The organism is Spirillospora sp. NPDC047418 (assembly GCF_040643275.1).
GTDB lineage: Bacteria > Actinomycetota > Actinomycetes > Streptosporangiales > Streptosporangiaceae > Spirillospora.
The window spans coordinates 38,221-64,052 of record NZ_JBEYTW010000028.1; the positions used below are offsets into that span (position 1 = coordinate 38,221).

Annotated in this window: 26 protein-coding genes and 2 riboswitches; of the genes, 19 read left to right on the forward strand and 7 right to left on the reverse strand. The window is 75.3% G+C overall.

The window, feature by feature from the left end:
* Nucleotides 1-34: 34 nt before the first annotated feature.
* From ABZ806_RS19380 to ABZ806_RS19405, 6 genes are all read left to right on the forward strand, one after another.
* A complete protein-coding gene (locus ABZ806_RS19380; RefSeq protein ID WP_500218695.1) occupies nt 35-367 on the forward strand; it encodes a small basic family protein in 333 nt (110 codons plus the stop codon).
* On the forward strand, nt 364-1,077 hold the full coding sequence (locus ABZ806_RS19385) for a DUF881 domain-containing protein (RefSeq protein WP_500218696.1): 714 nt from the start codon (nt 364-366) through the stop codon (nt 1,075-1,077). The genes ABZ806_RS19380 and ABZ806_RS19385 overlap by 4 nt, the downstream gene beginning before the upstream one ends.
* A gap of 309 nt (nt 1,078-1,386) precedes the next feature.
* Nucleotides 1,387-1,923, forward strand: a complete 537-nt coding sequence (locus tag ABZ806_RS19390; RefSeq protein WP_500218697.1) for an FHA domain-containing protein — start codon at nt 1,387-1,389, stop codon at nt 1,921-1,923.
* A gap of 16 nt (nt 1,924-1,939) precedes the next feature.
* Nucleotides 1,940-2,659, forward strand: a complete 720-nt coding sequence (ftsR, locus tag ABZ806_RS19395; RefSeq protein WP_500218698.1) for a transcriptional regulator FtsR — start codon at nt 1,940-1,942, stop codon at nt 2,657-2,659.
* 142 nt (nt 2,660-2,801) lie between these two features.
* A complete protein-coding gene (locus ABZ806_RS19400) occupies nt 2,802-3,272 on the forward strand; it encodes a bifunctional nuclease family protein (protein ID WP_500218699.1) in 471 nt (156 codons plus the stop codon).
* A 606-nt stretch (nt 3,273-3,878) separates the two neighbouring features.
* A complete protein-coding gene (locus tag ABZ806_RS19405) occupies nt 3,879-4,475 on the forward strand; it encodes a MerR family transcriptional regulator (RefSeq protein WP_500218700.1) in 597 nt (198 codons plus the stop codon).
* Between the two features lie 3 nt (nt 4,476-4,478).
* Here the strand turns inward: ABZ806_RS19405 and ABZ806_RS19410 are convergent, their stop codons facing one another.
* Entirely contained in the window at nt 4,479-6,956 is a 2,478-nt protein-coding gene (locus ABZ806_RS19410) for a lysylphosphatidylglycerol synthase transmembrane domain-containing protein (protein ID WP_500218701.1), read from the reverse strand.
* Nucleotides 6,957-7,252: 296 nt separating this feature from the next.
* Nucleotides 7,253-7,347: riboswitch (glycine riboswitch) on the forward strand.
* A riboswitch (glycine riboswitch) is annotated at nt 7,348-7,458 on the forward strand.
* Nucleotides 7,459-7,517: 59 nt separating this feature from the next.
* On the opposite strand from ABZ806_RS19410, the gene gcvP reads away from it, so the two are divergent.
* Nucleotides 7,518-10,388: an aminomethyl-transferring glycine dehydrogenase gene (gene gcvP / locus ABZ806_RS19415; RefSeq protein ID WP_500218702.1), complete on the forward strand. Its 2,871-nt coding sequence runs from the start codon at nt 7,518-7,520 to the stop codon at nt 10,386-10,388.
* A 139-nt stretch (nt 10,389-10,527) separates the two neighbouring features.
* On the forward strand, nt 10,528-11,637 hold the full coding sequence (locus ABZ806_RS19420) for a tetratricopeptide repeat protein (protein ID WP_500218703.1): 1,110 nt from the start codon (nt 10,528-10,530) through the stop codon (nt 11,635-11,637).
* On the opposite strand, the gene ABZ806_RS19425 is transcribed toward ABZ806_RS19420, so the two are convergent.
* Nucleotides 11,634-12,059, reverse strand: a complete 426-nt coding sequence (locus ABZ806_RS19425; protein WP_500218704.1) for a PPOX class F420-dependent oxidoreductase — start codon at nt 12,057-12,059, stop codon at nt 11,634-11,636. The two genes, ABZ806_RS19420 and ABZ806_RS19425, sit on opposite strands and share 4 nt — an antisense overlap.
* A gap of 51 nt (nt 12,060-12,110) precedes the next feature.
* Here ABZ806_RS19425 and ABZ806_RS19430 point away from each other — a divergent pair, with 51 nt between their 5' ends.
* On the forward strand, nt 12,111-12,707 hold the full coding sequence (locus tag ABZ806_RS19430; protein ID WP_500218705.1) for an alpha/beta hydrolase family protein: 597 nt from the start codon (nt 12,111-12,113) through the stop codon (nt 12,705-12,707).
* A 162-nt stretch (nt 12,708-12,869) separates the two neighbouring features.
* Here ABZ806_RS19430 and ABZ806_RS19435 read toward each other — a convergent pair whose 3' ends face one another.
* A complete protein-coding gene (locus ABZ806_RS19435; protein ID WP_500218706.1) occupies nt 12,870-13,073 on the reverse strand; it encodes a DUF5999 family protein in 204 nt (67 codons plus the stop codon).
* 270 nt (nt 13,074-13,343) lie between these two features.
* Here ABZ806_RS19435 and ABZ806_RS19440 point away from each other — a divergent pair, with 270 nt between their 5' ends.
* Genes ABZ806_RS19440 through ABZ806_RS19450 form a run of 3 tightly spaced genes read left to right on the forward strand, consistent with a single transcriptional unit; the run spans nt 13,344 to nt 16,182 of the window.
* Complete coding sequence (locus ABZ806_RS19440; RefSeq protein WP_500218707.1) at nt 13,344-14,072, forward strand: (Fe-S)-binding protein; 729 nt, start codon at nt 13,344-13,346, stop codon at nt 14,070-14,072.
* A 47-nt stretch (nt 14,073-14,119) separates the two neighbouring features.
* Nucleotides 14,120-15,529, forward strand: coding sequence for a lactate utilization protein B (locus tag ABZ806_RS19445; RefSeq protein WP_500218748.1), 1,410 nt, complete (start codon nt 14,120-14,122; stop codon nt 15,527-15,529).
* Nucleotides 15,526-16,182 carry a LutC/YkgG family protein gene (locus ABZ806_RS19450; protein WP_500218708.1) on the forward strand — a complete coding sequence of 219 codons (657 nt, stop codon included), beginning with the start codon at nt 15,526-15,528 and terminating at the stop codon, nt 16,180-16,182. Before ABZ806_RS19445 ends, ABZ806_RS19450 begins: the two co-directional genes overlap by 4 nt.
* Before the next feature lie 36 nt (nt 16,183-16,218).
* Here ABZ806_RS19450 and ABZ806_RS19455 read toward each other — a convergent pair whose 3' ends face one another.
* A complete protein-coding gene (locus ABZ806_RS19455) occupies nt 16,219-16,797 on the reverse strand; it encodes a TetR/AcrR family transcriptional regulator (RefSeq protein ID WP_500218709.1) in 579 nt (192 codons plus the stop codon).
* Between the two features lie 116 nt (nt 16,798-16,913).
* On the opposite strand from ABZ806_RS19455, the gene ABZ806_RS19460 reads away from it, so the two are divergent.
* Nucleotides 16,914-17,330 (forward strand): plectin, encoded by a 417-nt coding sequence (locus ABZ806_RS19460; protein ID WP_500218710.1) that lies wholly within the window; start codon nt 16,914-16,916, stop codon nt 17,328-17,330.
* Nucleotides 17,331-17,513: 183 nt separating this feature from the next.
* Nucleotides 17,514-18,212 (forward strand): maleylpyruvate isomerase N-terminal domain-containing protein, encoded by a 699-nt coding sequence (locus tag ABZ806_RS19465; RefSeq protein WP_500218711.1) that lies wholly within the window; start codon nt 17,514-17,516, stop codon nt 18,210-18,212.
* Here the strand turns inward: ABZ806_RS19465 and ABZ806_RS19470 are convergent.
* A complete protein-coding gene (locus ABZ806_RS19470; RefSeq protein WP_500218712.1) occupies nt 18,173-19,510 on the reverse strand; it encodes a nitrate/nitrite transporter in 1,338 nt (445 codons plus the stop codon). The two genes, ABZ806_RS19465 and ABZ806_RS19470, sit on opposite strands and share 40 nt — an antisense overlap.
* Before the next feature lie 221 nt (nt 19,511-19,731).
* On the opposite strand from ABZ806_RS19470, the gene ABZ806_RS19475 reads away from it, so the two are divergent.
* Complete coding sequence (locus ABZ806_RS19475; protein WP_500218713.1) at nt 19,732-19,980, forward strand: metallothionein; 249 nt, start codon at nt 19,732-19,734, stop codon at nt 19,978-19,980.
* Here the strand turns inward: ABZ806_RS19475 and ABZ806_RS19480 are convergent.
* Entirely contained in the window at nt 19,977-20,459 is a 483-nt protein-coding gene (locus ABZ806_RS19480) for an NUDIX domain-containing protein (RefSeq protein ID WP_500218714.1), read from the reverse strand. The genes ABZ806_RS19475 and ABZ806_RS19480 overlap by 4 nt on opposite strands.
* 297 nt (nt 20,460-20,756) lie before the next feature.
* Between ABZ806_RS19480 and ABZ806_RS19485 the strand changes: the two genes are divergently transcribed.
* From ABZ806_RS19485 to ABZ806_RS19500, 4 genes are read left to right on the forward strand one after another with little or no spacing between them, the layout of a single operon-like run.
* The gene (locus ABZ806_RS19485; RefSeq protein ID WP_500218715.1) at nt 20,757-22,835 is read left to right on the forward strand and encodes a molybdopterin oxidoreductase family protein; all 2,079 of its coding nucleotides are present in this window, start codon (nt 20,757-20,759) and stop codon (nt 22,833-22,835) included.
* Between the two features lie 56 nt (nt 22,836-22,891).
* On the forward strand, nt 22,892-23,284 hold the full coding sequence (gene nirD / locus ABZ806_RS19490; RefSeq protein WP_500218716.1) for a nitrite reductase small subunit NirD: 393 nt from the start codon (nt 22,892-22,894) through the stop codon (nt 23,282-23,284).
* Nucleotides 23,268-24,479, forward strand: coding sequence for a uroporphyrinogen-III synthase (locus ABZ806_RS19495; protein ID WP_500218717.1), 1,212 nt, complete (start codon nt 23,268-23,270; stop codon nt 24,477-24,479). The genes nirD and ABZ806_RS19495 overlap by 17 nt, the downstream gene beginning before the upstream one ends.
* Nucleotides 24,472-25,278 (forward strand): sirohydrochlorin chelatase, encoded by an 807-nt coding sequence (locus tag ABZ806_RS19500; RefSeq protein WP_500218718.1) that lies wholly within the window; start codon nt 24,472-24,474, stop codon nt 25,276-25,278. The genes ABZ806_RS19495 and ABZ806_RS19500 overlap by 8 nt, the downstream gene beginning before the upstream one ends.
* On the opposite strand, the gene ABZ806_RS19505 is transcribed toward ABZ806_RS19500, so the two are convergent.
* A complete protein-coding gene (locus ABZ806_RS19505; protein ID WP_500218719.1) occupies nt 25,230-25,745 on the reverse strand; it encodes a MarR family winged helix-turn-helix transcriptional regulator in 516 nt (171 codons plus the stop codon). The two genes, ABZ806_RS19500 and ABZ806_RS19505, sit on opposite strands and share 49 nt — an antisense overlap.
* Nucleotides 25,746-25,832: the final 87 nt, after the last annotated feature.

Consider the following 25,832-nt stretch of genomic DNA (forward strand, 5'->3'; position numbering starts at 1 on the left):
GACGGCCAGTGAGCGGGGGAGAGGTGACCCGAGGGTGATCGCCCTGATCGGCCTCGTCGCCGGTGTCGCGCTGGGGCTCCTCCTGCAGCCGGACGTGCCGCTCTGGCTCCAGCCCTACCTGCCCATCGCGATCGTGGCCGCGCTCGACGCCATGTTCGGCGGCGTCCGCGCCCGGCTGGAGGGCATCTTCGACGAGAAGGTCTTCGTGGTCTCCTTCGCGGGCAACACGGTGATCGCCGCGCTGATCGTGCTCCTCGGCGACCAGCTCGGCGTCGGCTCGCAGCTGTCCACCGGCGTCGTGGTCGTCCTCGGCATCCGGATCTTCTCCAACGCGGCCGGCATCCGGCGGAAGCTGTTCGGCGCATGACCGGCGGGGACGAGGAGGGGGACGGGCGTCCGGCGGGCCTGCGCGGGCTCCTCGGCCTGCTGCGCCCGCGGGCCGGGGCCCGCCAGATCGCCGGCGGAGTGCTGTGCCTCGTGCTCGGCTTCGCGATCGCCGCGCAGGTGCAGTCGACCCGGCGCGACTCCACGTTCGCCACGGCGCGGCAGGACGAACTGGTCGGGATCCTGGCCGACCTGGGTCAGCGATCCGACCGGCTGACGGGCGACCTGCGCGATCTGGAGGCCACCAGGGCCGGGCTGGAGCGGGACGCCGAGGGCGGGACCGCACTGCAGGAGGCGCGCGAGCGGGCGACCGAGTACGGCCTCCTCGCCGGGACGCTCCCGGCCGAGGGGCCCGGGATCGAGATGCTGATCAGCGACCCCGGCGGCCGGGTCAAGGCGGTCAACCTCCTGGACGCCCTGCAGGAGCTCCGCGACGCCGGAGCCGAGGTCCTGCAGATCAACGACGTCCGCGTCGGTGTCGACACCTACTTCCTGGACGGCCGGGACGGCGTCCGGACCGACGGGCGGACCCTCGCCGCCCCGTACCGGTTCCTGGCCATCGGCGACCCCCACACGATGACCACCGCGCTCAACATCCCGGGCGGCCTCGTCCGGACGCTGCGCGCGGCGGGGGCCGCCGTCCTGATCACCCCGCGCGCGAAAGTGACCGTCGGCACGGTACGGTCTCCCTAGAGGGAACGGGGGGAACGGTAAACCGGGCGACCGGCTCGGGCGTCGCGAACGCGTCGGTCCGCGCGGCGGCGTAGACCTGCGATCATTGGCGAATGTAGTTTGGTCCAGCCGGTTCACCGTTCCAGTTGACCCCTCGGGTCATACCCGCGTAAGTTGCGGCGACCGTCGCGTAAGCGGGTGGTGAGTTGGACCGTGGTCGGGGCGGATCCCCGGCGTGGGTTGGGTGAAGGATGCGCGTGGCGCAGGCGGCTCCCGCTGCGGCGGGGCGTCCGTGCGCGGCACGCCGATGGTAGGAGGCCGAGCCGATCGATGCCGAGCGTCTACTGCACGCAGTGCGGTCACGCCAACCCGGATGATGCCCGCTTCTGCTCGAACTGCGGCACTCCGCTGACCCGGAGTCCGGCCGCGCCGCCGCCGTACCGCGAGTCGCCCGGCGAGTCCACGTCCACGATCTCCATCGGCGGGTTCGAGGCGCTGGACACCGACACGGGCGCCGAGGAGCAGGCCGGTCCCGACCAGATGGCGATGGAGGCACTGCCCCCCGGCACCGCGCTGCTCGTCGTCAAGCGCGGCCCGAACGCCGGCAGCCGCTTCCTGCTCGACAAGGACCGCACGTCCGCCGGACGGCACCCCGAGAGCGACATCTTCCTGGACGACGTCACCGTGTCCCGCCGCCACGCCGAGTTCACCCGCCAGGGCGGTGCCTTCGCCGTCCGGGACGTGGGCAGCCTCAACGGCCTCTACGTCAACCGGCAGCGGATCGACCAGGCCGCCCTGTCCGGGGGCGACGAGGTCCAGATCGGCAAGTTCCGGCTGGTGTTCCTGACCAACCCGGCGCACGGCTGACGGAACGGGAGGGGCGTTGAACGCGGAGCCGGCCCGGTCCCCGATGACGATCGGGGACGTGCTCGGGCAGTTGCGGCCCGAGTTCCCCGACATCACCATCTCCAAGATCAGGTTCCTGGAGTCCGAGGGGCTGGTCGAGCCGCAGCGCAGCCCCTCCGGCTACCGCAAGTTCGGCCCGGCCGACGTGGAGCGGCTCCGGCTCGTCCTCACCGCGCAGCGCGACCACTACATGCCGCTGCGCGTGATCCGGCAGCACCTGGAGGCCCGCGACCGCGGCGAGAGCGTCCCGCCGCTCGGCGGCGGCGGCGAGCCGGCCCGGCGCCGCCCCCGCACCCTCGTGGCCGCCGACACCACCGCCCCGGACCCGGCCGTCCGGCTCACCCGCCGCCAGCTCCTGGACGGCGCCGGGATCGACGAGGCGCTGCTCGCCCGCCTGGAGGAGTACGGCCTCGTCCACCGCACCGCCGCCCACTACGAGGGCGAGGCGCTCGGCATCTGCCGGATCGCCGCCGCGCTCGACGAGTTCGGCTTCGAGGTCCGGCACCTGCGCGCCGTCAAGGCCGCCGCCGACCGGCAGGTCGGCCTGATCGAGCAGATGGTCGCCCCGCAGCTGCGCCGCCGCAGCCGCGGCGCCCACGAGGAGGCCGCCGAGACCGCCCGGGAGATCGCCGCGCTGTCGGTCGCGCTGCACTCCGCCCTGGTCAGCGCGGGGCTCCACGAAAGCCTCGACCACTGATCATGGCCGCCGCGCAGGATAATCCCCCGCCGGCGGCGCGACGAGCTGTCCGACCCGGGGTGTACGTTGGCTACATGGTTCGGTCAGGAGTCGATCCGCTGCGAATGGTGATCGAGACACCGAGAACCGGCAGGGAGCCGCTGTGAAGCAGATGGAGGTCGTCGGCGTCCGGGTCGAGATGCCCTCCAATCAGCCGATCGTCCTGTTGAAGGAGACGGAGGGCGACCGCTACCTGCCCATCTGGATCGGGGCGGTCGAAGCGACCGCGATCGCCTTCGCGCAGCAGGGCGTGCTGCCCGCCCGGCCGCTCACCCACGACCTGTTCCGCGACGTCCTGGACGCCCTCGGCGTCCAGCTCCGCACCGTGAACATCACCGCCCTGCGCGAGGGCATCTTCTTCGCCGACCTGATCTTCTCCAACGGCGTCGAGGTGAGCGCCCGCCCCTCCGACTCCATCGCCCTGGCACTGCGCACCGGCGCCACGATCTTCGCCAGCGAGGACGTCCTCGAAGAGGCCGGCGTCGCCATCCCCGACGAGCAGGAGGACGAGGTCGAGAAGTTCCGCGAATTCCTCGACACGATCTCCCCAGAGGACTTCGGCCGCGCCGGATAGGCCGCTGCTCGGGAGCAGTATGGTCGCAGCAAGCTGCTTCCCCGCTCTCGCGCGCCCAGTGCTGGCCCAGGGGGGCGACCCCCTGGAACCCCCGACGCGGGGGCTCCGCCCCCCGCACGGCTCGGGCGGGGGCGGTGTGGTCGACCCTCGCGATCGTGTTGACCGAGGGGGCGACTTCCTGGAACCCCCCGGTGCGTGGGCTTCGACCCCGCGTCTTCTCTCGGCTTGGGCTGACGCGCGTGTTCGGGGTGGTTGCGTGTTTGGGGCTTGGGGGTGGGGTGTTTTGAGTTTCGGGTCGGCTACAGGTTCGTGGCTTGGGCGGTGTGGGCTTGGGTGGGGGGTGGTATTGGGGGAGGGGTGTAATAAATGCGCGCATCGTCCTGGACCTGGTGGTTTTTGGCGGCGGCGCATCGGGGTAGGAGTGCGTAGGTGGCGGAGGTGCGCAGTTTGCCCACGTGAAGCCGGTTCATCCGGGCATGCGACGCGCCGACGGTGAACGTTGACCACACCCTGACCGGCACCTACCGTGCTGGTGGAACACCCGTGGTGTAATTCGTCAAACCCCCTTGACGAAGCGCCACGGGATGATAGAAGCCGGAGGTCCGCGTGGCGGTGAGCAGCGGCGAGGGCAAGGCGACCCCCGACAGGCACATGGCGTCCCGCCGTGCCGGAGAGCAGGGTCTGCTCTTCGACACGCAGGTGTCGGTGCCGCCGGAGGATGTCGGCTACCGCGGCCCGACGGCGTGCGCCGCGGCGGGGATCACCTACCGGCAGCTCGACTACTGGGCGCGGACGAAGCTGGTGGAGCCCAGCGTCCGCGCGGCGCAGGGGTCGGGCAGCCAGCGCCTGTACAGTTTCCGCGACATCCTGGTGCTCAAGGTCGTGAAGCGGCTGCTGGACACGGGAGTGTCGCTGCAGCAGATCCGGACGGCCGTGATGCATCTGCGCGACCGCGGCGTGCGGGATCTGGCGCAGATCACGTTGATGAGCGACGGTGTCAGCGTCTACGAGTGCACGTCGGCGGACGAGGTCGTCGATCTGCTGCAGGGCGGGCAGGGCGTGTTCGGCATAGCGCTCGGCCGGGTCTGGCAGGAGGTGGAGGGCAGTCTCGCGGAGCTGCCCGGTGAGCGGGCCGCCGCGGACCCTCCCGAACACCCCCACGATGAACTCGCCGACCGGCGGCGCGCGCGCCGCACCGGCTGACGGTCACAGCGACTCCTTGCGCTGCAGGTAGGCGAACGCCCCCCAGCCGGGCAGCACCGGCAGCCACAGGGTGAAGAGCCGGTAGAGCAGGACCGCCGATGTCGCGGTCTCCGCGGACAGGCCCGAGATCGTCAACGCCAGGGTGAGGGCGCCCTCGACGGCCCCGAGACCGCCCGGCGTCGGCGCGGCGGAACCCACCGCGTTCGCGGTGAGGAAGACCAGGACCACGGTCGTCCACGGCAGCGAACCGCCGAACGAGCGGATCGAGGCGTCCAGGCACAGCACGAAGGCGAGGGTGAGCAGCAGCGTGCCGCCCATGCCGGTGAACAGCTTCCGCGGCGACTGCAGGACGTCCACCAGGCGGGGCACCACGCCGGAGAACATGCTCTTCAGCCGCGCGGCGACGACGCGGCGGACGCGGGGGATCGTCAGGGCGAGGCCGGCCACGAGGCCGAGCACCAGGACCGCGATCACGATCGTGCGGGACGGGGCCAGGTCCTGCGTGGCCCGCGTGCTGGAGCCGGTGAGGAACCCGAACAGGACCAGCAGCAGGATGTGCGTGACCATCCCGACCAGCTGGGACGCGCCGACGCTCGCCACGGCGAGGGCGGGGCGCACCCCCGAGCGCTGCAGGTAGCGGGTGTTGACGGCCACGCCGCCCACGGCGGCGGGGGCGACGAGCTTCACGAACGACGCGGCGACCTGCACCAGGACCGTCCGGCCCAGCGGCAGGCGCTCGGGGACGAAGCCCATCAGCATGAGCGCCGCCGCGACATAGCTCAGCGCGGCCGCGCCGAGGGCCGCGACGACCCAGTGCCAGCTCGCCGTGGCGGCCAGATAGCCGACGTCCAGGCTGGTCACCTGCGGGATGACGATGTAGGCGGCGAACGACAGGGCCACCACGCTGACGATCGTCCGGGGGCGGAACCGCTCCAGCCGGGCCGGCGCCGCCTCCACCTCCGGCTTCAGCCGGACGATCTGCTCGCGGATCCGGGTCAGCAGCTCCCGGTCGCGGCGCAGCGCCTGCCTCGTCGCCCGGGACAGCGCGACCCGCTGCAGCAGCGGCACCGCGCCGCCCAGGGCCTCCTCGCCCAGCACCGCCGCGGCGGTCCGCACCGCCCGCTCCGGGCCGGTCCGCAGCGCCAGCGTGGTGAGCAGCTGCGCCAGGTCGAGCCGCAGCGCGAGATCGCCCGCCGCCGTCTCCCCGGCGCGCAGGTCGGTGACGTAGGCGAGGCCGTCCGCGCCGATCAGCAGCGCGCCGCCCTCCAGCCGCCGGTGCGCGAGCCGGCCCGCCTGCAGCGACCGGAACTGCCGCCACACGTCGGTCAGCAGATCGTCGGTGATCTCCTCGGCCGGGACGTCGCCGAGCCGCCGCCCCGGCACGTGCTCGTAGGCCAGCAGCGCCGCCTCCGTGCCGACCTCGCAGGTGCCGGTGAGCCGCGGGGTGCGGACGCCCGCCGCGTCCACCGCGTACGCCATCAGCGACTCCTGCTCCAGCGACCGGCGCAGCGACCGCAGCGTCCGCCCGGTCGTGGCGCCGCGCAGCCGCAGCATCCGCCAGATCCGGTACAGCAGCCCGGCGGTCTGCTGGTCGCGGTCCAGGACGCGGACCTCGAGGTCCCAGTCGCCGTGGACGCCGCGGCCGGCGGGCGGGCGGGCACCGTACCCGGCGCCGGTGCCCGGGGCCAGGACGACGCCGTAGCGGCGGCCGTCCTCGGTGTCGTCGGACGGCTCGTCCAGCCGCGCGCCCCGCTTGGGCCGCAGCCCGAGCCGCTCCAGCGACGCGACGACCGCCGCCCCCGGCGGCCGCGGGTTCGGGGTGCCGACGGCGTACAGGGTGCCGTGGCCGATGGCGCGGCCGAGCAGGTAGGTGGCCGCGAGCGCGGCGACGGAGGCGTAGGAGGCGGTGAGCCCGGTCAGCGCCGCCAGCCCGATCATGGTCCAGGTCGCGGCCTGCCAGCGGGTGCGGCCGGCCATCCCGACCGCGCTGACGAACGCGATCACCGGCGCGATGTCGGTGTGCACGGGCGCGGTCTCGGTGCCGCCCCAGATCAGCGAGTCGAGCACGCCGCCGGGCGCCGCCCGCACCACCAGGTCGTCCAGCCCCACCGTGAGGCCGAACGCGATCACGGCGGCCAGCAGCGCGATCGCGACCCGCGTCCCGTCCTTGTGGAACAGCCGCTCGACCGCGAACGCGATCGGCGCGGCCAGCACCCCGAAGCTGGACACCAGCGTCGCCAGCGTCAGCAGCAGCCGCGGCGCGTGCGCGGTGCCCTGCGCGATGTCGGTCTGCAGGCCGTGCGTGGTCTGCTGCGCGATCGACACCAGCAGCATCACCGCGGCCAGCCCCACCACCGAGCCGGCGAACCTGATCGCGTCGCCCGGCCGCCGGATCCGGTCCGGCTGGGCGGGCTCGTCGACGGGCACGCCGGCGGTCGCGCCGTGCCGCGGGCGCACCGTGCCGTCGCGGGTCTGTGTCACGCCGTACCGCCGCCCCGACCGTCCGTCATCGTGATCAGCGTCCCAGAACCGGCGGCGCGCCGTCGAGTGCCGGGCCGGCGTCCGGCCGGTCGCGCGTGCACCCCGCAGCCCCATCTCCGCCCCCGTGGCCCGAGGTCCGTCTTGTCCCAGGTGAGTGAGCACATCGTACCGGCCGGTACGACCCGGGGGCGGCGCGGCCGGCCCCGTGTCCGGGCGGCGGGAGGGGCTCCGGCCGGGCCGGGGCGGGACGACGGCCGGGATCGGTCTTTGGGTAGGGTTTCGCTAGGACATGCCGTCGACCCTGTGCGGGAGAGACCCCACGCGGCCAGCGTGGGGCGCCGAAGGGGCAACCTCCCCGGAACCTCTCAGGCAAAAGGACCGCTCGGGCGAGGCACCTCTGGAAAGCAGGCGTCGATCCCCGCTGCCGGGGAAGGCGGCTCACCGAAGGGGAAACCCCGCCGCGCGGGTGAAGCTCTCAGGTGCCGATGACAGAGGGGGAGACCTGCCGCCGGCCCGCGCCGGCGGCCGACCTGAGCGACCGCAGCAGCCAGGAGGCCCTCCATGACCGCCCAGTTCTTCGCCCCCGTGGCCGCGCCGCAGCATCCGCGTTCGGCGTTCGCCGACCGGCACATCGGCCCCGGCCCGGACGAGCAGGCCCGGATGCTGGCCGCCATCGGCTACTCCGGCGCCGAGGCGCTGATCGACGCCGCCGTCCCCGCCGCGATCCGCACCGCCGCCCCCCTGGCCCTGCCGTACGCGCTGAGCGAGCCCGCCGCGCTGGACCGGCTCCGCGAGCTGGCGTCCCGCAACACCGTGCTGACGTCCATGATCGGGCTCGGCTACCACGGGACGACCACCCCCGGCGTGATCAAGCGGAACGTCCTGGAGAACCCCGGCTGGTACACCGCCTACACCCCCTACCAGCCGGAGATCTCCCAGGGCCGGCTCGAGGCGCTGCTGAACTTCCAGACGGCGGTCGCCGACCTGACCGGGCTGCCCGTCGCGAACGCGTCCATGCTGGACGAGGCGACCGCCGCCGCCGAGGCGATGGCCCTCGCGCACCGGGTGTCCGGGCGCCGGGAGCCGGGGACGTTCCTCGTCGACGCCGACACGCTGCCGCAGACGATCGAGGTCGTCCGGACCCGCGCGGTCCCGCTCGGCATCGAGGTGGTGACCGCCGACCTGTCCGGCGGGCTGCCCGACGGCGACTTCTTCGGCGTGCTGCTGCAGTACCCGGGCGCGTCCGGGGCCGTCCGCGACCTGGCGCCGGTCATCGCACGGGCGCACGAGCGCGGCGCCCGGGCGGTCGTGGCCGCGGACCTGCTCGCGCTGACGCTGCTGCGCCCGCCGGGGGAGTCCGGCGCCGACATCGCCGTGGGGTCCGCGCAGCGGTTCGGCGTCCCCTACGGGTTCGGCGGCCCGCACGCCGGCTACATGGCGGTCGGCGAGGGCATCCAGCGGCAGCTTCCCGGGCGGCTCGTCGGCGTGTCCGTCGACGCGGACGGCGCGACCGCCTACCGGCTGGCGCTGCAGACCCGCGAGCAGCACATCCGCCGCGAGAAGGCCACCAGCAACATCTGCACCGCCCAGGTGCTCCTCGCCGTGATGGCGGGCATGTACGCGGTCTACCACGGCCCCGAGGGGCTGGCCGCGATCGCGCAGCGCACGCACCGCCGCGCCGCCGAGATCGCCGCCGGGCTGCGCGCCGGCGGCGTGGAGGTCGTGCACGGCGCGTTCTTCGACACCGTGCTCGCCCGCGTGCCCGGCCGGGCCGCCGAGGTCGTCGCCGCCGCCCGCCAACGCGGGATCAACCTGCGCCCGGACGGCCCCGACCGGGTCGGGATCGCCTGCGACGAGACCACCCTGCCCGAGCACGTCACCGCCGTCCTGGCGGCGTTCGGCGCCGCCCCCGCCGGCGACGCCGCGGAGGCCATCCCGGACGCGCTGCGCCGCGAGAGCCCCTACCTGACCCACCCGGTCTTCCACGCGCACCGGTCCGAGACCGCGATGCTGCGCTACCTGCGCCGCCTCCAGGACCGGGACATCGCGCTCGACCGCTCCATGATCCCGCTCGGCTCCTGCACGATGAAGCTGAACGCCACCGCCGAGATGGAGCCGATCACCTGGCCGGAGTTCGCGGACATCCACCCGTTCGCGCCGATCGACCAGGCCGCCGGCTACGTCGAGCTGATCGGGGAGCTGGAGGGCGCGCTCGCCGAGATCACCGGATACGCGAAGGTCTCCGTCCAGCCGAACGCGGGCTCCCAGGGCGAACTGGCCGGGCTGCTGGCCATCCGCGGCTACCACGCGTCCCGCGGCGAGGAGCACCGCGACGTGTGCCTGATCCCCTCCTCGGCGCACGGCACCAACGCCGCCAGCGCCGTCATGGCGGGGATGCGCGTCGTCGTGGTGAAGTGCGACGAGGGCGGCAACGTCGCGCTCGACGACCTGCACGCCAAGATCGACCGGCATCGCGGCCGGCTCGCCGCGATCATGGTGACGTACCCGTCCACGCACGGCGTCTTCGAGGAGACGATCACCGACGTGTGCGCGGCCGTGCACGAGGCCGGCGGCCAGGTGTACGTGGACGGCGCCAACCTCAACGCCCTCGTCGGCCTGGCCCGTCCCGGCGAGTTCGGCTCGGACGTCTCGCACCTCAACCTGCACAAGACGTTCTGCATCCCGCACGGCGGCGGCGGCCCCGGGGTCGGCCCGATCGGCGTCCGCGAGCACCTCGCCCCGTTCCTGCCGAACCACCCGCTGCGCGGGGAGGCCGGCCCGGAGACGGGGGTCGGTCCGATCTCCGCGGCACCGTGGGGGTCGGCGGGCATCCTGCCGATCTCCTGGGCCTACATCGCGATGATGGGCCCGGACGGCCTGCGCGCCGCCACCGAGGGCGCGATCATCGGCGCCAACTACCTCGCCGCCCGGCTCGCCCCGCACTACCCGATCCTCTACACCGGCCGGAACGGCCTCGTCGCGCACGAGTGCATCGCCGACCTCCGCAAGATCACCAAGGAGACGGGGATCACCGCCGAGGACGTCGCCAAGCGCCTCATCGACTACGGATTCCACGCCCCGACGCTCTCCTTCCCCGTCGCCGGAACCCTGATGATCGAGCCGACCGAGTCCGAGGACCTCGCCGAGCTCGACCGCTTCTGCGACGCCATGATCGAGATCCGCCGGGAGATACGCCGGGTCGCCGACGGCGGCTACGACCGCGAGGACAACCCGCTGAAGAACGCCCCGCACACCGCCGCCTGCCTGATCTCCGACGACTGGAAGCACGCCTACACCCGCGACGAGGCCGCCTACCCCGTCCCGTCCCTGCGCGAGGACAAGTACTGGCCCCCGGTCCGCCGCATCGACCAGGCCTACGGCGACCGCAACCTCGTCTGCTCCTGCCCGCCCCCCGAGGCCTTCGAGGACTAGCGGTCCGCGCCGCCGCCCGCCCCCGCCGGGATCCGATTCGTGATCTTGGTGGGGGTTTCGGGGTGTCGTCGCGGGACGCGGCGGGGGCGGGTCGCTAGTCTCGGTGCGGACTTCCAGAAGCCGCAGAGGGCAGAGGCCGATGAGCGAGTTGCCGGACGAGACGTCCGACCCGGCGCAGATGTGCGAGGAGGCCCGCGGCCTCGCCGAGAACGGCGAGGCCGGGCGGGCGGCGCTGCTGTTCGAGAAGGTGCTGGCCATGGGCGAGACGCCCTGCCGGGCGCGGGCGGCGCTCGGCCTCGCCGTCGTCCTCGACGACGCCGGGGAGGTGGCCCGGGCCCGGGAGGCCGACGGGGTCGCGATCGCCACCGGCGACCCCGAGTACGGGCCGCGCGCCGCCTACCACCTGGCGCTCACGCACGAGCGGGCCGGGGAGCCCGAGCGGGCGGCGTCCGCGTGGGGCGCGGTCGTCGACTTCGGCAACGCCGCCTACCTGCCGCCCGCCCGCCTGGCGCTGGCCCGCATCGCCGACGACGCCGGCGACTTCGACGCGGCGCGCGAGCACTGGGAGGCGGCGATCGGGACGGGCGACGCCGAGTACGGGCCGCTGGCCGCGCACGACCTCGCGCAGCGGCTGCTGGAGCGCGGCGACCCGGCCCGGGCCCAGCGGGTGCTGGCCGCCGGGCTGCGGCTGATCGACCGCGAGACCGCGCCGCACGCGTACGCGCGGCTCGCCGTCGCGCTCGGCATCTCCTACCTCGACCAGGCCATCGGCGCGTTCGGCGCGGCGCTGGCGGCCGAGCCGTCCGATCCGGAGGCCGGGCCGCTGGCCACCGAGCTGCTGGCGCGGACGCTGCCGCTGCGCGGGCGCGGCCCCGAGGCGGGCGAGGTGTGGCGGCGCGGGCTGGCCGACCCGGGCATCGCGCCGCAGGTCCGGGCCAGGATCCGCCGCGACTTCGGCGAGGAGGACGGCGAGCCCGCCGACCTGTGGTGGGAGCCGGTCGTCGAGCAGGCCGTGTCGGAGGGGACGCTGCCCGCGCTCGCCGGCGAGGCGTTCGGCGCCCTCGACCACATGTACGCGCTGCTCGCCGTCCGGTACGCCGAGCGCCGCGCGGACGACGCCCACGAGGTGCTCGGCGGTGCGGTGCGGGTGCCGAGCAGCTACCTGTGGGGCCCGCTGCTGCACGAGAGCTTCGCCGAGCGGTTCCGCCTGGCGATGGGCACGCCCGTCCCGGACTGGCCGGACGCCTAGTCGGCGAGGGCGCGCTGCGCGATCACCCCGGTGATGCGGGCCCGGACGAGGTACTCGGCGGGGACGGCGTTGCGCGCCCCGAACTCCTCGGCCCGGCCGGCGCCCATGTAGCGGCCGCCGATCGCGGTCGCCCAGCGGCGCATCTCGTCCAGGTCGCCGACGAGGGTCGCCTCCGCCTGGATCTGCACGAAGGAGTACGGCGGGGCCTGGTCGTCCACGCAGACCGACAGGCGCGGGTCGCGGGCCAGGGCGCGGCCCTTGACCGTGTCGCGGCCGGTGTTGAACAGCAGGTCGCCGCCGTCGAGGACGAACCAGATCGGCGTGACGTGCGGTGAGCCGTCCTTGCGGACGACGGCGGCCTTGCCGGTGCGGGTGCCCGCCATGACGAACGCGCGCCATTCGCTCTCCGTCATCTTCTCCATGCGGCCAGTCTGCCGCAAAGATCACCGGGACGGGCCGCTACGGTGGGGCGCATGGAGGTCGTGACGGCGCACGGGCCCGCCGAGGTGCGGCTGGACGAGGCCGCCGGCCCGGCGTTCCTGCTGGTCCTGACACACGGGTCGAACGGGAGCGTGGACGCGCCCGACCTGCTCGCCGTCCGGGAGACGGCGCTCGGCCTCGGCGGCGCCGTCGCGCGGGTGACGCAGCCGTTCCGGTTCGCGGGCCGCCGGGCGCCCGGCTCGCCGGTCAAGCAGGACGAGGCCTGGCTGGAGATCATCGGCCTGGTCCGGAAGGGGTTCGCGGACGTCCCGCTCGTCCAGGGCGGGCGGAGCAACGGCGCGCGGGTGGCGTGCCGGACCGCGGCGGCGGCCGGGGCGGCCGGCGTGCTGGCGCTGGCGTTCCCACTGCACCCGCCGGGCAGGCCGGACAAGACGCGGGTGGACGAGCTGCGCTCGGCCGGGGTGGACGTCCTCGTCGTCAACGGCGACCGCGACCCCTTCGGTGTTCCGGACGAGGCGGACGCCGCCCACGTGGCGGTGCTGGCGGGGGAGCGGCACGACCTGAACAAGGACCCCGCCGCGGTCGGCCGGGCGGTGGAGCCGTGGCTGCGCGCGTGGGCGGCGGGATGACCGGCGGGGTGACCGGCGCCGGACATGCGAACGGCCCGTCCGCGCGGACGGGCCGGGAGCGGTAGGCCGCTCCGGGCCCGGTGCGGGCCCGGAGGTCAAGGGCGGGGTGAGCGTTGCCCCCGAGGATGATCACCCGTTTGAACTAGTCCCCCGTGGGACCGCTCAAGCGGCGGACGGCGCCTGCAGGTCCGTCGGCCGGTGCGGTGCGATGACTTCCCCGTCGGGCAGCAGCTCACCGGTGTCCTCGAAGAGCACGACGCCGTTGCACAGCAGGCTCCACCCCTGCTCGGGGTGGGCGGCCTGCGTCCGGGCGGCGTCGCGGTCGGGTGCGTCGTGCGAGGGACAGGGCGGCTGGTGCGGGCACATGGTGTGCCTCCGGTTCGACTACTGGTCGGTCGTGGCTTTCCTTAATTGACGCACCCCAGTGTGGAGTGGTTCGCCCCTATCGGCTATAGCCCGTTGGGACGGTTGTCCGTTGGTACGCGAGTACCGGGCGGATGTGACCACCCTCACTCCGAGGTGCCAGGCACAGGGTCCCTCCCGCGAGATGACGGACGGAGAACGACACGCCGACGGGACCGGAACCCCTACGATGTCGCACGGGGAACGCCTCAGGGCGTAGGGGGAGTGAGGCCGATGCGTGTCGCGTTGTCCGTCGCATGCTTCGATGACGCGCTGTTCCCCGATGCGGGGAGGGCCGTGACCGTCCTTTTGGAACGTCTAGGCCATGAAGTGGTATTCCCGCCGGGGCAGACGTGCTGCGGGCAGATCCACTGGTCGGCGGGATACCACCGCGAGGCCGCCGATCTCGCCCGCGCGTACACCGCCGCGTTCGCGGGCGGCGACGTCGTGGTCGCGACGTCGGCGTCCTGCGCCGCGGCCGTCCGGGACGCCTACCCGCGGATCGCGCGGGCCGCCCGCGATCCCGGCCTGGCCCGCGCCGCCGAGGGCCTCGCCGTCTACGAGCTCACCGAGTTCCTGGTGGACGTCCTCGGGGTCACCGATGTCGGCGCGTACTTCCCGCACCGGGTCACCTACCACCCGTCCTGCCGGTCGCTGCGGGCGCTGCGGGCCGGCGACCGGCCGCTGCGGCTGCTGCGCGCGGTCGGGGGCATCGACCTGGTGGAGCTGCCCAACGCGGAGGAGTGCTGCGGGTTCGGCGGTGCGTTCGCGATGAAGAACGCGGACGTGTCGGTCGCGATGGTCGCCGACAAGGTCAGGCACATCCGCGGCACGGGCGCGGACGTGGTGTGCGCGGTCGACGACTCCTGCCTCGCGCACATCGGCGGGGCGCTGTCGCGGCTGCGCGCCGGTGTCCGCACCCTGCACCTGGCCGAGATCCTCGCCTCGGCGGGGCCGTCGTGACGGGCGCGCCGCAGGGTCGGCCGCAGGGCGGGCCGGTCCCGCTGCCGATGCCGAAGTTCGCCGCCGCGGCCCGGCCCGCGCTGGCCGATACCGGCGCGCGCCGCAACCTGCGCGGCGCGACCGCGGTCCTGCGCGAGCGGGCGGCCGCCGCGTCCGGCGAGCCCGCCGACTGGGCGGAGCTGCGCGAGGCGGGCCGCGCGATCGGGGAGGCGGCGCTCCGCGACCTGGACGTGCACCTGGAGGAGCTGGAGCGGGCCGTCACCGAGGCGGGCGGCACCGTGCACTGGGCGGTGGACGCGGCCGAGGCGCGCCGCGTCGTCACCGGGCTGGTGCGGGCGGCCGGGGCGACGGAGGTCGTGCGGGCGGCGTCGCTGGCGGTCCGGGAGGCCGGCGTGGACGCCGCGCTGGCCCGCATGGGGGTGGCCGTCCGCGAGACGGCGCTCGCCGACCTGGCCGTGCGGCTCGGCGAGGACGAGCCGTCCCACCTGCTGTCGGCGGCCGCGCACCGCGACCGCGCGCAGATCAGGGAGCTGTTCCGGCGCGGGATGCCCGCCGCCGGGGCCGGCCTGCCCGACGATCCGCAGGCCCTGGCCGCGGCGGCCCGCGCGCATCTGCGGGAGCCGTTCCTGCGCGCCGGCGTCGCGATCACCGGCGCGAACTTCCTGGTGGCCGAGAGCGGCACGGCCGTGGTGGTGGAGTCGGAGGGCAACGCGCGGATGTGCGTGACGCTGCCGGAGACGCTGATCTGCGTCGCCGGTATCGACAAGGTCGTCCCGACATGGGATGACATGGAGGTGTTCCTCCAGCTGCTTCCGCGCTCGTCGACCGGTGACCGGATGACGCCGTACGTCTCGTCCTGGACGGGCGTGACACCGGGCGACGGGCCGCGCGCGTTCCACCTCGTCCTGCTCGACAACGGCCGCACCAGGGCCCTGGCCGACGAGGTCGGCCGCGCCGCGCTGCGCTGCATCCGCTGCTCGGCCTGCCTGAACGTCTGCCCCGTCTACGAGCGCACGGGCGGCCGGCCGTACGGCCCGGTCTACCCGGGGCCGATCGGCGCGATCCTCACCCCGCAGCTGCGCGGCGTGGAGGGCGCGGCGGCGGCGTCGCTGCCGTACGCGTCGACGCTCTGCGGCGCCTGCGCCGACGTCTGCCCGGTGAAGATCGACATCCCGGACGTGCTGGTCCACCTGCGCGGCAAGGTCGTGGAGTCGCGCCGCCGGCGGCCCGTGCCGACCCCGGAGATGGTGCTGATGCGCGGCCTGGCCTGGACGATGGGCGACCCGCGCCGGCACGAGGCCGCGGTGCGGCGCGGCACCCGGTGGGCGCGGCTGCTGTCGCGCGGCGGGCGGATCCGCCGGCTGCCCGGCCTGCTCGGCGCGTGGACCGAGGCCCGCGACCTGCCGGCGCCGCCCGCGGAGACCTTCCGCTCCTGGTGGAACGGGAGGCGGCCGTGAGCGGGCGGGAGGAGATGCTGCGGCGGGTGCGGGAGGCGCTCGGCGGGTCGCGGGCCGCGCGCCCGCCGGTCCCGCGCGGCTACGCGCGCCGGCTGGCGGAGGCCGAGGCGGTGACGCGGGCGGACGTCGCCGCCCTGTTCACCGAGCGGGTCGCCGACAACCGGGCCGCCGTCCGGCACGTCGGCGCCGGCGAGGTGGGCACGGCGGTGGCCGCCGCGCTGTGGGCCCGCGAGGCCAAGCAGATCGCCGTCCCGGCGGACCTGCCGTACGGGTGGCTCGCCGAGCTGGACGGCGTCCGGGCCCTGGCCGACGCCCCGCCCCTGGACATCGACGCCCTCGCCGGCGTGGACGCCGTGGTGACCGGGTGCGCGGCGGCGATCGCGAACACGGGCACGGTCGTCCTGGACGGCGGCCGCGGCCAGGGCAGGCGGGCGCTCACGCTCCTGCCCGGCTTCCACCTGTGCGTGGTGCACGCCGACCAGATCGTCGGGACGGTCCCGGAAGCGGTCGCCCGGCTGGACCCGGCGCGGCCGCTCACCTGGATCAGCGGCCCGTCGGCCACCCACGGCATCGAGATGCGCAGGGTCGAGGGCGTCCACGGCCCGCGCCACCTGGAGGTCCTCGTCGTCGAGGACGGGCTGCTGGCGCCCTGAGCGGCGCGCCGGCCCCCGCCGCAGGCCGGCCGCGGGTCAGCGGACGCCGGCGATGACGAGGTCGAGGCCCGCGGTGAACCGGGCGTCCCAGTCGACGGCGCGGTCGGCGCCGTCCTCGTCGGTACCGCGCGCCTCCAGGGCGGTGTGGCCGATCACGTAGCCGAGCAGGGTGTGCGCGGCGACGGCGGCGGTGGCCTCGGCGACACCGCCGCGCCGCATGACCTCGCGCAGGGACGCGACGGTCGTGGTGAGCGCGGCGGGGTTGCGGCGCGTGACGACGAGGGGCAGGACCCCGGCGTGCGCCATCAGCCGGCCGCGGTAGTCGCCGGCCCAGCCGCGCAGGACGTCCTGCCAGCGCCGCGCCGCCGCGTCGGTGGCCGCGTCGGTGGCGGGGGCGGAGGCGACGTGCGCGACGAGGCCGTCCAGGAGCTGCTCCTTGCCGCGGGGGAGGTGGTGGTAGATCGCCATCGCCTCGACCTCCAGGGCGTCCCCGAGGCGGCGCATCGTGAGGCGGCCGAGTCCCTGGCCGTCCACGATGTGCAGGGCCGCCTCGATGATCCGCTCGGTGGACAGCGGCGGGCGGTGCTGGGCGTTGATGCTGGGCTGCCGGACCATGAGAATCGACCTTACTACGTAAAGGGCCGAAGCCGGGTGTCCGCCGCCACGACACGCCGGAACCCCGCGTACGCTTACCCCCGACCGGACATGCAGACCGACGAGGGAGTACCACCATGCCGCTGGGCCGCCGGGTGAGCAAGGACGTCGCGGAGCCGTACGAGGCCGACCAGCGGCTGGCCGCCGAGTACGAGGACCGGCTCGCGGCGGCCGGCGACGCCGAGCGGGCGCTGCGGGACGCGCAGGCCGCCGACGCCCCCCTGCCGGAGCTGCGGGAGCTGACCACCGTGTTCGACAAGGCGATGACGGCGGTGCTCGCCGCCGCCGAGGCGTCCGAGCGGGTCGCGATGGGCCCGAAGGTCTACGCGGCCGACACCCAGGACGCCAAGACCCGCCGCACCGCCGAGATCGCCTACCGCAAGGCCAAGGCGCGCCCGGCCGTGCGCCCGTGGACGGACGAGGTCGACCGCCTGCGCACGGCCCGCGAGGCGCACCGCCTCAGCTTCAAGACGGTGCCGTCCGCGCTCGGCTGAGCCCGTTTCCGGGACCTGTGGCGACACAGCGTCACCGGGTGGCACCGGCCACCGAACTTTGAGAGTCTGCCCTCTCGGGGAACGCCGGGGGCGCCGCACCGCACGTCGCAGGGTCGATGACGTGCGCGCGGACGCGGCCCGGCGGAGAGGGCACACGCCGCTCTGGACGTTGGGGGATGTCACGTGGAGCGCACGCCGCCGGACCGGTGCCGCGTCATAGAGTCCTACCAGGACGGGGTGAAGGCGATCCGCGTGCTGGCGGAGGCCGTCGGCGACTGGGACGTGCCGACGCCCTGCGCCGACTGGCGGCTGATCGACCTCGCCGGGCACCTGCGGTGCGTCGCGGAGAACTTCCTGGAGTACCTCCAGGACGCGCCCGACAGCCGGCTCGCGACGCTGTTCGCGCAGGAGGCGGCCACTGCGGTGCTGATCCGGCAGCAGGCGCGGCAGAACGCGACCGAACTGGCGGTGCTGCCGCCGGAGCCCGGACCCGAGCGGATCATGGCGTTCGGGGTGTCGGCCGGCGCGTACGCCGACCTGATGCCGGACATGTGGGACCGGACGCACCTGATCTACCGGGGCACCAAGTACACGGTCGGCGACCACGCGGGCGCGGCGTGCGTGGAGTGGCACCTGCACGCCTGGGACATGGCCCGCGCGGCCGGCCGGGACTACCGTCCGCGCGATCCCGACCTGCTGGTGTCGGCGTGGCACTGGGGCGTCCCGCACCTGCCGCTCGCCGCGGGCGACCCGTGGGAGGCGGTGCTGCGCTCGTCGGGCCGGTCGCCGCGCTGGCCCGAGCGCGACGACCGGCCCGGGCGGGTGCGCCGGCGGACCGTCCGTCAGACCCCCTCCAGCCTGCCCGGGCGCGGCCGCAGGTAGACCGCCCAGGTGAGGGCGCAGCACACGGCGTAGAAGGCGATGAACGCGAGGTAGGCGCCGTCGCCGGTCCCGGAGGCCAGGAACGACTGCCGGAAGGCGAGGTTGACCAGGACGCCGCCGAACGCGCCGACGGCGCCCACGATGCCGATCAGCGCTCCGGACAGCCGGCGCGCCTCGTCCTCGGGGGCCTTGGCCCGGAAGATCGCGGGGATCATCTTGTAGGTGGAGCCGTTGCCGGCGCCGCTGAACGCGAACAGCAGGACGAAGCCGGTGAGGAACAGCGGCAGCGATCCGCGCAGCGACGCGGCCAGCACCAGGGCGGCGGACGCGGCCATCGCGGCGAACGTCCAGAAGGTGACCGCGGCGCCGCCGACGCGGTCGGCGAGCCGCCCGCCGGCCGGGCGGAGCAGCGACCCGAGCGCGGGGCCGAGGAACGTCAGGCAGGCGGCCCTGACCGGCGTGCCGAAGTCGTCGGCGAACTGGATCTGCAGGACCTGCCCGAACGCGAACCCGAACCCGATGAACGACCCGAAGGTGCCGATGTAGAGCACCGACATGATCCAGGTGTGGGCGTCCCGGCACACGTCCCGCATCGCGTGCCGGTCGTTGCGCGCCCGCGCCAGGTTGTCCATGCGGAACCGGGCGGCGAGGGCGGCGAGGACGATCAGCGGGATGTAGATCCCGGCGAGCAGGCGGGGGTGGTCCTTGCCGGCGGTGGCGAGGACGAGCAGCCCGGCGAGCTGGACGGCGGCGACGCCGAGGTTGCCGCCCCCGGCGTTGACGCCGAGCGCCCAGCCCTTGAGCCGCTGCGGGTAGAACGCGTTGATGTTGGCCATCGAGGACGCGAAGTTGCCGCCGCCGACGCCGGCGACGGCCGCGAGGACCAGCAGCGTGGTGAACGAGACGCCGGGCTCGATCAGCGTCGCGGCGAGGACCGCCGGGACGAGCAGCAGGGCCGCGCTGAGGACGGTCCAGTTGCGGCCGCCGAACCGGGCGACGGCGAGCGTGTAGGGGATGCGCAGTGCCGCGCCGACGAGGGCGGGGACGGCGGTGAGGGTGAACTTGCCCGCCGGGTCGATGCCGTAGGCGGGGCCGAGGAACAGCACGAGGACCGACCAGAGCGTCCACACCGAGAACCCGATGTGCTCGGCGAAGATCGACAGGATCAGGTTGCGGCGGGCGGTCCGGGCGCCGCGGGCCGCCCAGAAGGCGGGGTCCTCGGGCCGCCAGTCCTCGATCCAGCGGCCCTTCGGCGGCCGGGCGCGGTCCCCGCGCGCGGCCCGGGTGGTCACGGTCATCGGCGCTCTCCCTGGTCGGGTTCGGAAGGCCGACCGTAGGAGCGCGAGATTTCGGGCGCGTGTGACCGGTCGTACGCGGGTGCTAACTCCGCCGCACCGGGTGTCTCCGCCAGTGGTGAGGGGCCGGTGGTGAGGGGCCGGTGGCGGGGCGGGTGGTAGACCGGGGCCGCAGCGGGTAGGCAGGTGGTCGCGAGGCGGCGGGGGAAACGGAGACGGGACCGATGGCGACCTGTGAGGTCTGCGGCAACGACTACGCGATGGCCTTCGAGGTGCACGCGCAGGGCGAGGTGCACACGTTCGACTCGTTCGAGTGCGCGGTGCACCGGATGGCGCCGATCTGCGAGCACTGCCAGTGCCGCGTCCTGGGGCACGGCGTGGAGGTGAACGGGCACTTCTACTGCTGCGCGCACTGCGCCCGGGCGGTGGACCCGGAGGGCGCCCGCCAGATCCGCGACGCGGTCCCGGTCTAGCCGAAGGGCTGCTCGCGGCCGTCCTCGAGGTAGACGGCGCGCCCGTCGGCCATGGCCCGCAGGCTGGGGTCCATCCGGCGGGAGACGTGCGGCGGCGCCAGCTCGGGGATCTTCTCCGGCGCGACCAGGACGTGGTCGGACAGCTCCTCGGGCGGCAGCCGGATCGCCGCGATCTCCGCGCCGGTAATGGTGCCGCCAAAGACGAACACGTTGACGGCGTCGACGCCGTCGTCGCGGGGGGAGCCCCAGTCGACGCAGGCCAGGCCGTCCAGGCGGGGGACGAGGCCGAGTTCCTCCTCGCACTCGCGCAGGCACGCCGACAGCGGGGACTCGTCGGCCTCGATGACCCCGCCGGGGAGATACCAGCCCTCGCTGTAGGTGGGCTTGACCAGCAGGACCCGCCCGAGGTCGTCCAGGAGCAGGGCCGCCGCGGCGCCGCGGGCGCGCGGCAGTGAGGCGTAGTAAGCAAGGTCGGGCATGTACCGAGGTTAGGCGTGATCACCGCGGGGCGGCCGGGGCGGGGCCGGGCGCGGGGCCGCATTCGTCCGGAAGATCACCGGGGCGCCGCGAATCCGTTCGGAGATCGGGTAAAAGACGACGAATAGCCCATGACAGGGATCGACAACGCTTGACACGTGCACGTCAGGAAGCGACACGCCCGGGTGCGGCGCCCGCCCGCGCCCTGACCTCGGCGGACGCGGCCGCGTGAAGGGCTTTTAACGGCGGAGTCACACCGGGGACTCCGCGGCGAAACGGCGCCCGCCGAGTCTCGGCCCATGAACGGGACTCCCACGCACTGCCCGTACTGCGCCCTGCAGTGCGGCATGACCCTGCACGAGACCGGCGGGCGCGCCGTGCGGGTCGAGCCGCGCGACGACGTGCCCGCCAACCGCGGCGGGCTGTGCCAGAAGGGCTGGACGGCCGCGGAACTGCTCACCGTCCCGGACCGGCTGACCGCGCCGCTGGCGCGGCGCCGCCGGGACGCCCCGCTGGAGCCCTGCACCTGGGACGCGGCCCTGGACCGGGTCGCCGCCGAGGCCGCCCGGCTGCGGGCGCTGCACGGCCCGGACGCGGTCGCGGTGTTCGGCGGCGGCGGGCTGACCAACGAGAAGGCCTACCAGCTCGGCAAGTTCGCGCGCGTCGCGCTCGGCACGTCCCAGATCGACTACAACGGGCGGTTCTGCATGGCGTCGGCCGCGGCGGCGTCCGGCCGGGCGTTCGGCATGGACCGGGGGCTGCCGGGGCCGGTCACCGACCTGGCGGCGTCCGGCGCCGTCCTGCTGGTGGGCGGGAACCCGGCCGAGACGATGCCGCCGTTCATGCGGCATCTGGCGGAGATGCGGGACGGCGGCGGAGCCCTCATCGTGGTGGACCCGCGCCGCACCGCCACCGCCCGCCGGGCGGACCTGCACCTGCAGCCGGTGCCCGGGACCGACCTCGCGCTCGCCAACGGGCTGCTGCACCTGGCGCTCGCCGAGGGGCTCGCCGACGACGGCTACATCGCCGCCCGCACGACCGGGTTCGGCGCGGTCCGGACGGTCGCCAACGCCTACTGGCCGGACCGCGTGGAGCGCATCACCGGCGTCCCCGTCCCGGCGATGCGCGAGGCCGTCCGGCTGCTGGCCCGCGCCGGCCGCGCCCACGTGCTGACCGGGCGGGGCGGCGAGCAGCACGCGGACGGCACCGACACCGTCAGCGCGTTCATCAACCTGGCGCTCGCGCTCGGGCTGCCCGGCCGCGCCGGCTCCGGGTACGGGTGCCTGACCGGGCAGGGCAACGGGCAGGGCGGCCGCGAGCACGGGCAGAAGGCCGACCAGCTGCCCGGCTACCGCAGGATCGACGACCCGGCGGCCCGCGCGCACGTCGCGGCGGTGTGGGGCGTGGACCCCGCCGCCCTGTCGGGGCCGGGGCGGTCGGCGCACGAGCTGCTGTCGGCGCTCGGCACCGCCGGCGGGCCGAAGGCGCTGCTGCTGTTCGGGTCGAACCCGGTGGTGTCGGCGCCGGACGCCGGGCGCGTGCAGGAGCGGCTCGACGCGCTCGACCTGCTGGTGGTCGCCGACTTCGTGCCGTCGGAGACCGCGCGGCGCGCCGACGTGGTGCTGCCGGCCGCGCAGTGGGCCGAGGAGTCGGGGACGATGACGAACCTGGAGGGCCGGGTGCTGCGGCGGCGCCGGGCCGTCCGCCCGCCGGCCGGCGTCCGCACCGACCTGGAGATCATCGGGGCGCTCGCGGAGCGGCTGAAGGCGCCGGGGGAGTGGAGTACCGACCCGGAGGCGGTGTTCGGCGAGCTGCGCCGCGCCAGCGCGGGCGGCGCCGCCGACTACGCCGGCATCGACTACGCGCGGATCGAGGCCGAGGGCGGCGTGTTCTGGCCCTGCCCGTCCCCGGACCACCCCGGCACGCCCCGCCCCTACCTCGACCGGTTCCCCACGCCGGACGGGCGGGCCCGGTTCGTCCCGGTCGAGCACCGCGGCCCCGCCGAGGACGTGGACGCCGCCCACCCGGTGTACCTGACGACCGGGCGGGTCCTCGCGCAGTACCAGTCGGGCGCGCAGACCCGCCGCGTCCCGGCGCTGGCCGAGGCGGCGCCGGGGCCGTTCGCCGAGCTGCACCCCGACCTGGCCGAGCGGCTCGGCATCGAGGACGGCGCGCAGGTGCGGGTGGAGAGCCGCCGGGGCGCGGTGACCGTCCGGGCGCGGCTGACCGACGCGATCCGCGCCGACACCGTGTTCGTGCCGTTCCACTGGGCGGGGGAGGGGCGGGTGAACCTGCTCACCAACCCGGCCCTGGACCCGGTGTCGCGGATGCCGGAGTTCAAGGTGTGCGCCGTGCGCGTGGGAGTGAGTCCCTTTTAACACGGCGGTGACAAAGGAGACCCAGCGGTGAAACCGCCCGTACGGAGGATCAGGTCATGACCACGACACCCGAAGCGACGATCACCAGGGACCGGCCGGGCCGGGCGGCGGCCCGCTGGTTCGACATCTGCTCCTACGCCGACCTGATCCCCGAGCGGGGGGTCTGCGCGATGGTGGACGGCACGCAGGTTGCGGTCTTCCGGGTCTTCGACGGCGCCCTGCACGCGCTGTCCAACCTCGACCCGTTCAGCGGCGCGTACGTGCTGTCGCGCGGGATCCTCGGCACCCGCGACGGGACGCCGACCGTCGCGTCCCCCATGTACAAGCAGGTGTTCGACCTGCGGACCGGGGCGTGCCTGGACGATCCGCGGGTCGCGCTGCCGGTCTTCGCGGTCCGCCGGGCCGGGGACCGGGTGGAGGTGGCGCTCAGCGATGGGCACCGGCAGTGAGCCGGCGGCCGGGTCCGCCGGACCGCTCGCGGGATTCGCGGTCGGGGTGACCGCGGCCCGCCGGCACGAGGAGCTCGCGACGCTGCTGGAGCGGCGCGGCGCCCGGGTCGTGCTCGCCCCCGCCATCCGCCTCGTCCCGCTCGACGACGACGCCGGGCTGCTGGCGGCCACCCGGGCGTGCGCGGCCGGGCCCCTCGACCACGTCGTCGTCACGACCGGCATCGGGTTCCGGACGTGGCTGGAGACGGTGGACGGGCACGGGCTCCGCGACGCCCTGGTCGCCCGGCTCGGCGGCGCCGAGATCGTGGCCCGCGGCCCGAAGGCGCGCGGCGCGGTCCGCTCCGCCGGGCTGCGGGAGGCGTGGTCGCCGGAGTCGGAGGGCTGCGCCGAGGTGGCCCGGCACCTGCTGGGCCGGGACCTGGCGGGCGCGCGGGTCGCCGTCCAGCTGTACGGGGAGCGGCAGCCGGAGCTGACCGGGGCGCTGCGCGCGGCGGGCGCCGAGGTGATCGAGATCCCGGTGTACCGGTGGTCGCGCGCCGACGACCCGACGCCGCTGCGCCGGCTCGTCGGCCAGGCCGTCACCGGCACGGTCGACGCGATCACGTTCACCAGCGCGCCCGCGGTCGGCGCGACGCTCGCGGTCGCCGCCGCGGACGGGCTGGAGGACGCCCTGCTGGAGGCCCTGCGCACCCACGTCGTGGCGGCGTGCGTCGGGCCGGTCACCGCGGGGACGCTGACCGAGCGCGGCGTCCCGACCGTCCAGCCGGAGCGGGCCCGGCTCGGCGCGCTCGTCCGCGCGCTGGTCACCGGGCTGCCGGTGCGCCGGTCGCGGCGGCTGTCGGTGCGCGGGTCGTCGCTGGAGCTGCGCGGGCACGCCGTCGTGCTGGACGGGCAGCTGCGGCCGATCGCGCCGGCGCCGATGGCGATGCTGCGGGCGCTCGCGCGCCGCCCCGGGCACGTGGTGTCGCGGGCGGAGCTGTGCGGCGCGCTGCCGGGCCGGGCCGTCGGCACCGGCGCGCCCCGCGGCCGGGACGCGCGGCCGCACGCCGACGAGCACGCGGTGGAGATGGCGGTGGCGCGGCTGCGGCGCGGCCTCGGCCGGCCGGGGATCGTCGAGACGGTCGTCAAGCGCGGCTACCGGCTGGCGTGCGACCCGCGCCTCGCCGACCGGCTCGCGGCGGGCACCGGTGGCTGACCCCGGCCCGGCGCTGCTGGCCGTCGCGCACGGGACCCGGGATCCGGCCGGGCCCGCCGTGATCGGGGACCTCCTGGACCGGGTGCGCGCGCTGCGGCCGGGGCTGCGGGTCGCCGGGGCGTACGGGGAGCTGGCGCGGCCGTCGCTGGAGGAGGCGGCGTCCGTCCTCGCCGGCGGCCCGGTGGTCGTGGTGCCGCTGCTGCTGGCGCGCGGCTACCACGCGCTGATCGACATCCCGGACCGCGCCGCGCGGCTGCTGCCCGGCGCGGTGACGTCCCGGCCGCTCGGCCCGGACCCGCTGCTGGCGGACGCGCTGGCCGACCGCCTGGCCGATCGCCTCGCCGATGGGCCGGCCGATCGCCTGGCCGACGGGCCGGCCGATGGGCCGCGCGACACGCTGGGCGATCCGCTGGGCGCATGGACCCGGATCTCGCCGCGCCGCCCGGACGCCGTCGTCCTCGGCGCGGCGGGATCCGCCGATCCGGCGGGGGCCGCCGACGTGCGGGCCGCCGCCCAGCTGCTGGCGCGGCGGCTGCGGCGGCCCGTCACCTGCGGGTTCGTCGCCGCGGGCGGCCCCGCGCTGGACGAGGCCGTCGCGCGGCTGCGGCGGCGCGGCGCCGGGCGCGTGGTGGTGGCGCCGTACCTGCTGGCGCCCGGCCGGTTCCTGGACCGGGCGCGGGACTGCGGCGCGGACGCGGTGGCCGCGCCGATCGGGGCGCACGGCGCGGCGGCGCGGCTCGTGCTGCGCCGCTACGACGAGGCGCGGTCGCGCAGGGGCGAGCCGGTCCCGGTGCGCTGAGGGGCCTCCGCCTCCCGCTCCGGTGCGGTGAACCGGTCGTCGTGGTGGGCGAGGACGCGCAGCAGCATCTCCCGGAAGGCGCGCCGCTCGTCCGGTGCCAGCGGCTCGAAGAGGACCTCGTTGAGGCGGACGCGGGCGTCGAGGCTCTCGCCGAGGAACAGCCGGCCGTCCTCGGTGGCGTCCAGCGCGTACCGGCGCCGGTCTCCGGGGTCGCGGCGGCGCTCGACGTGCCCGGCCCGCTCCAACGCGTCGACGATGCCGACCAGGTCGCCGGGGTCCATCCGGAGCCGCTCGGCGACCTCGCGCTGCGACAGCGGCCCGGACCGCGCCACGCACCACAGCACGAGCAGATGGGGCAGCCGCGGCTGGCCGGGGAACAGCCGCGCCGCGGTGCGCCGGACGAGCCGCACCGTCTCGAACATCAGGTAGGTGGGCGAGTCGTACATCGCGTCGGACTGGTCCGTCACGTCCGGCTCCTCGGATTCGCTGGGGACATCCTATTTCTCTTGACGTGAGATATAGGGTACTCCTACCGTTGGGTGGCCCAAAGAACG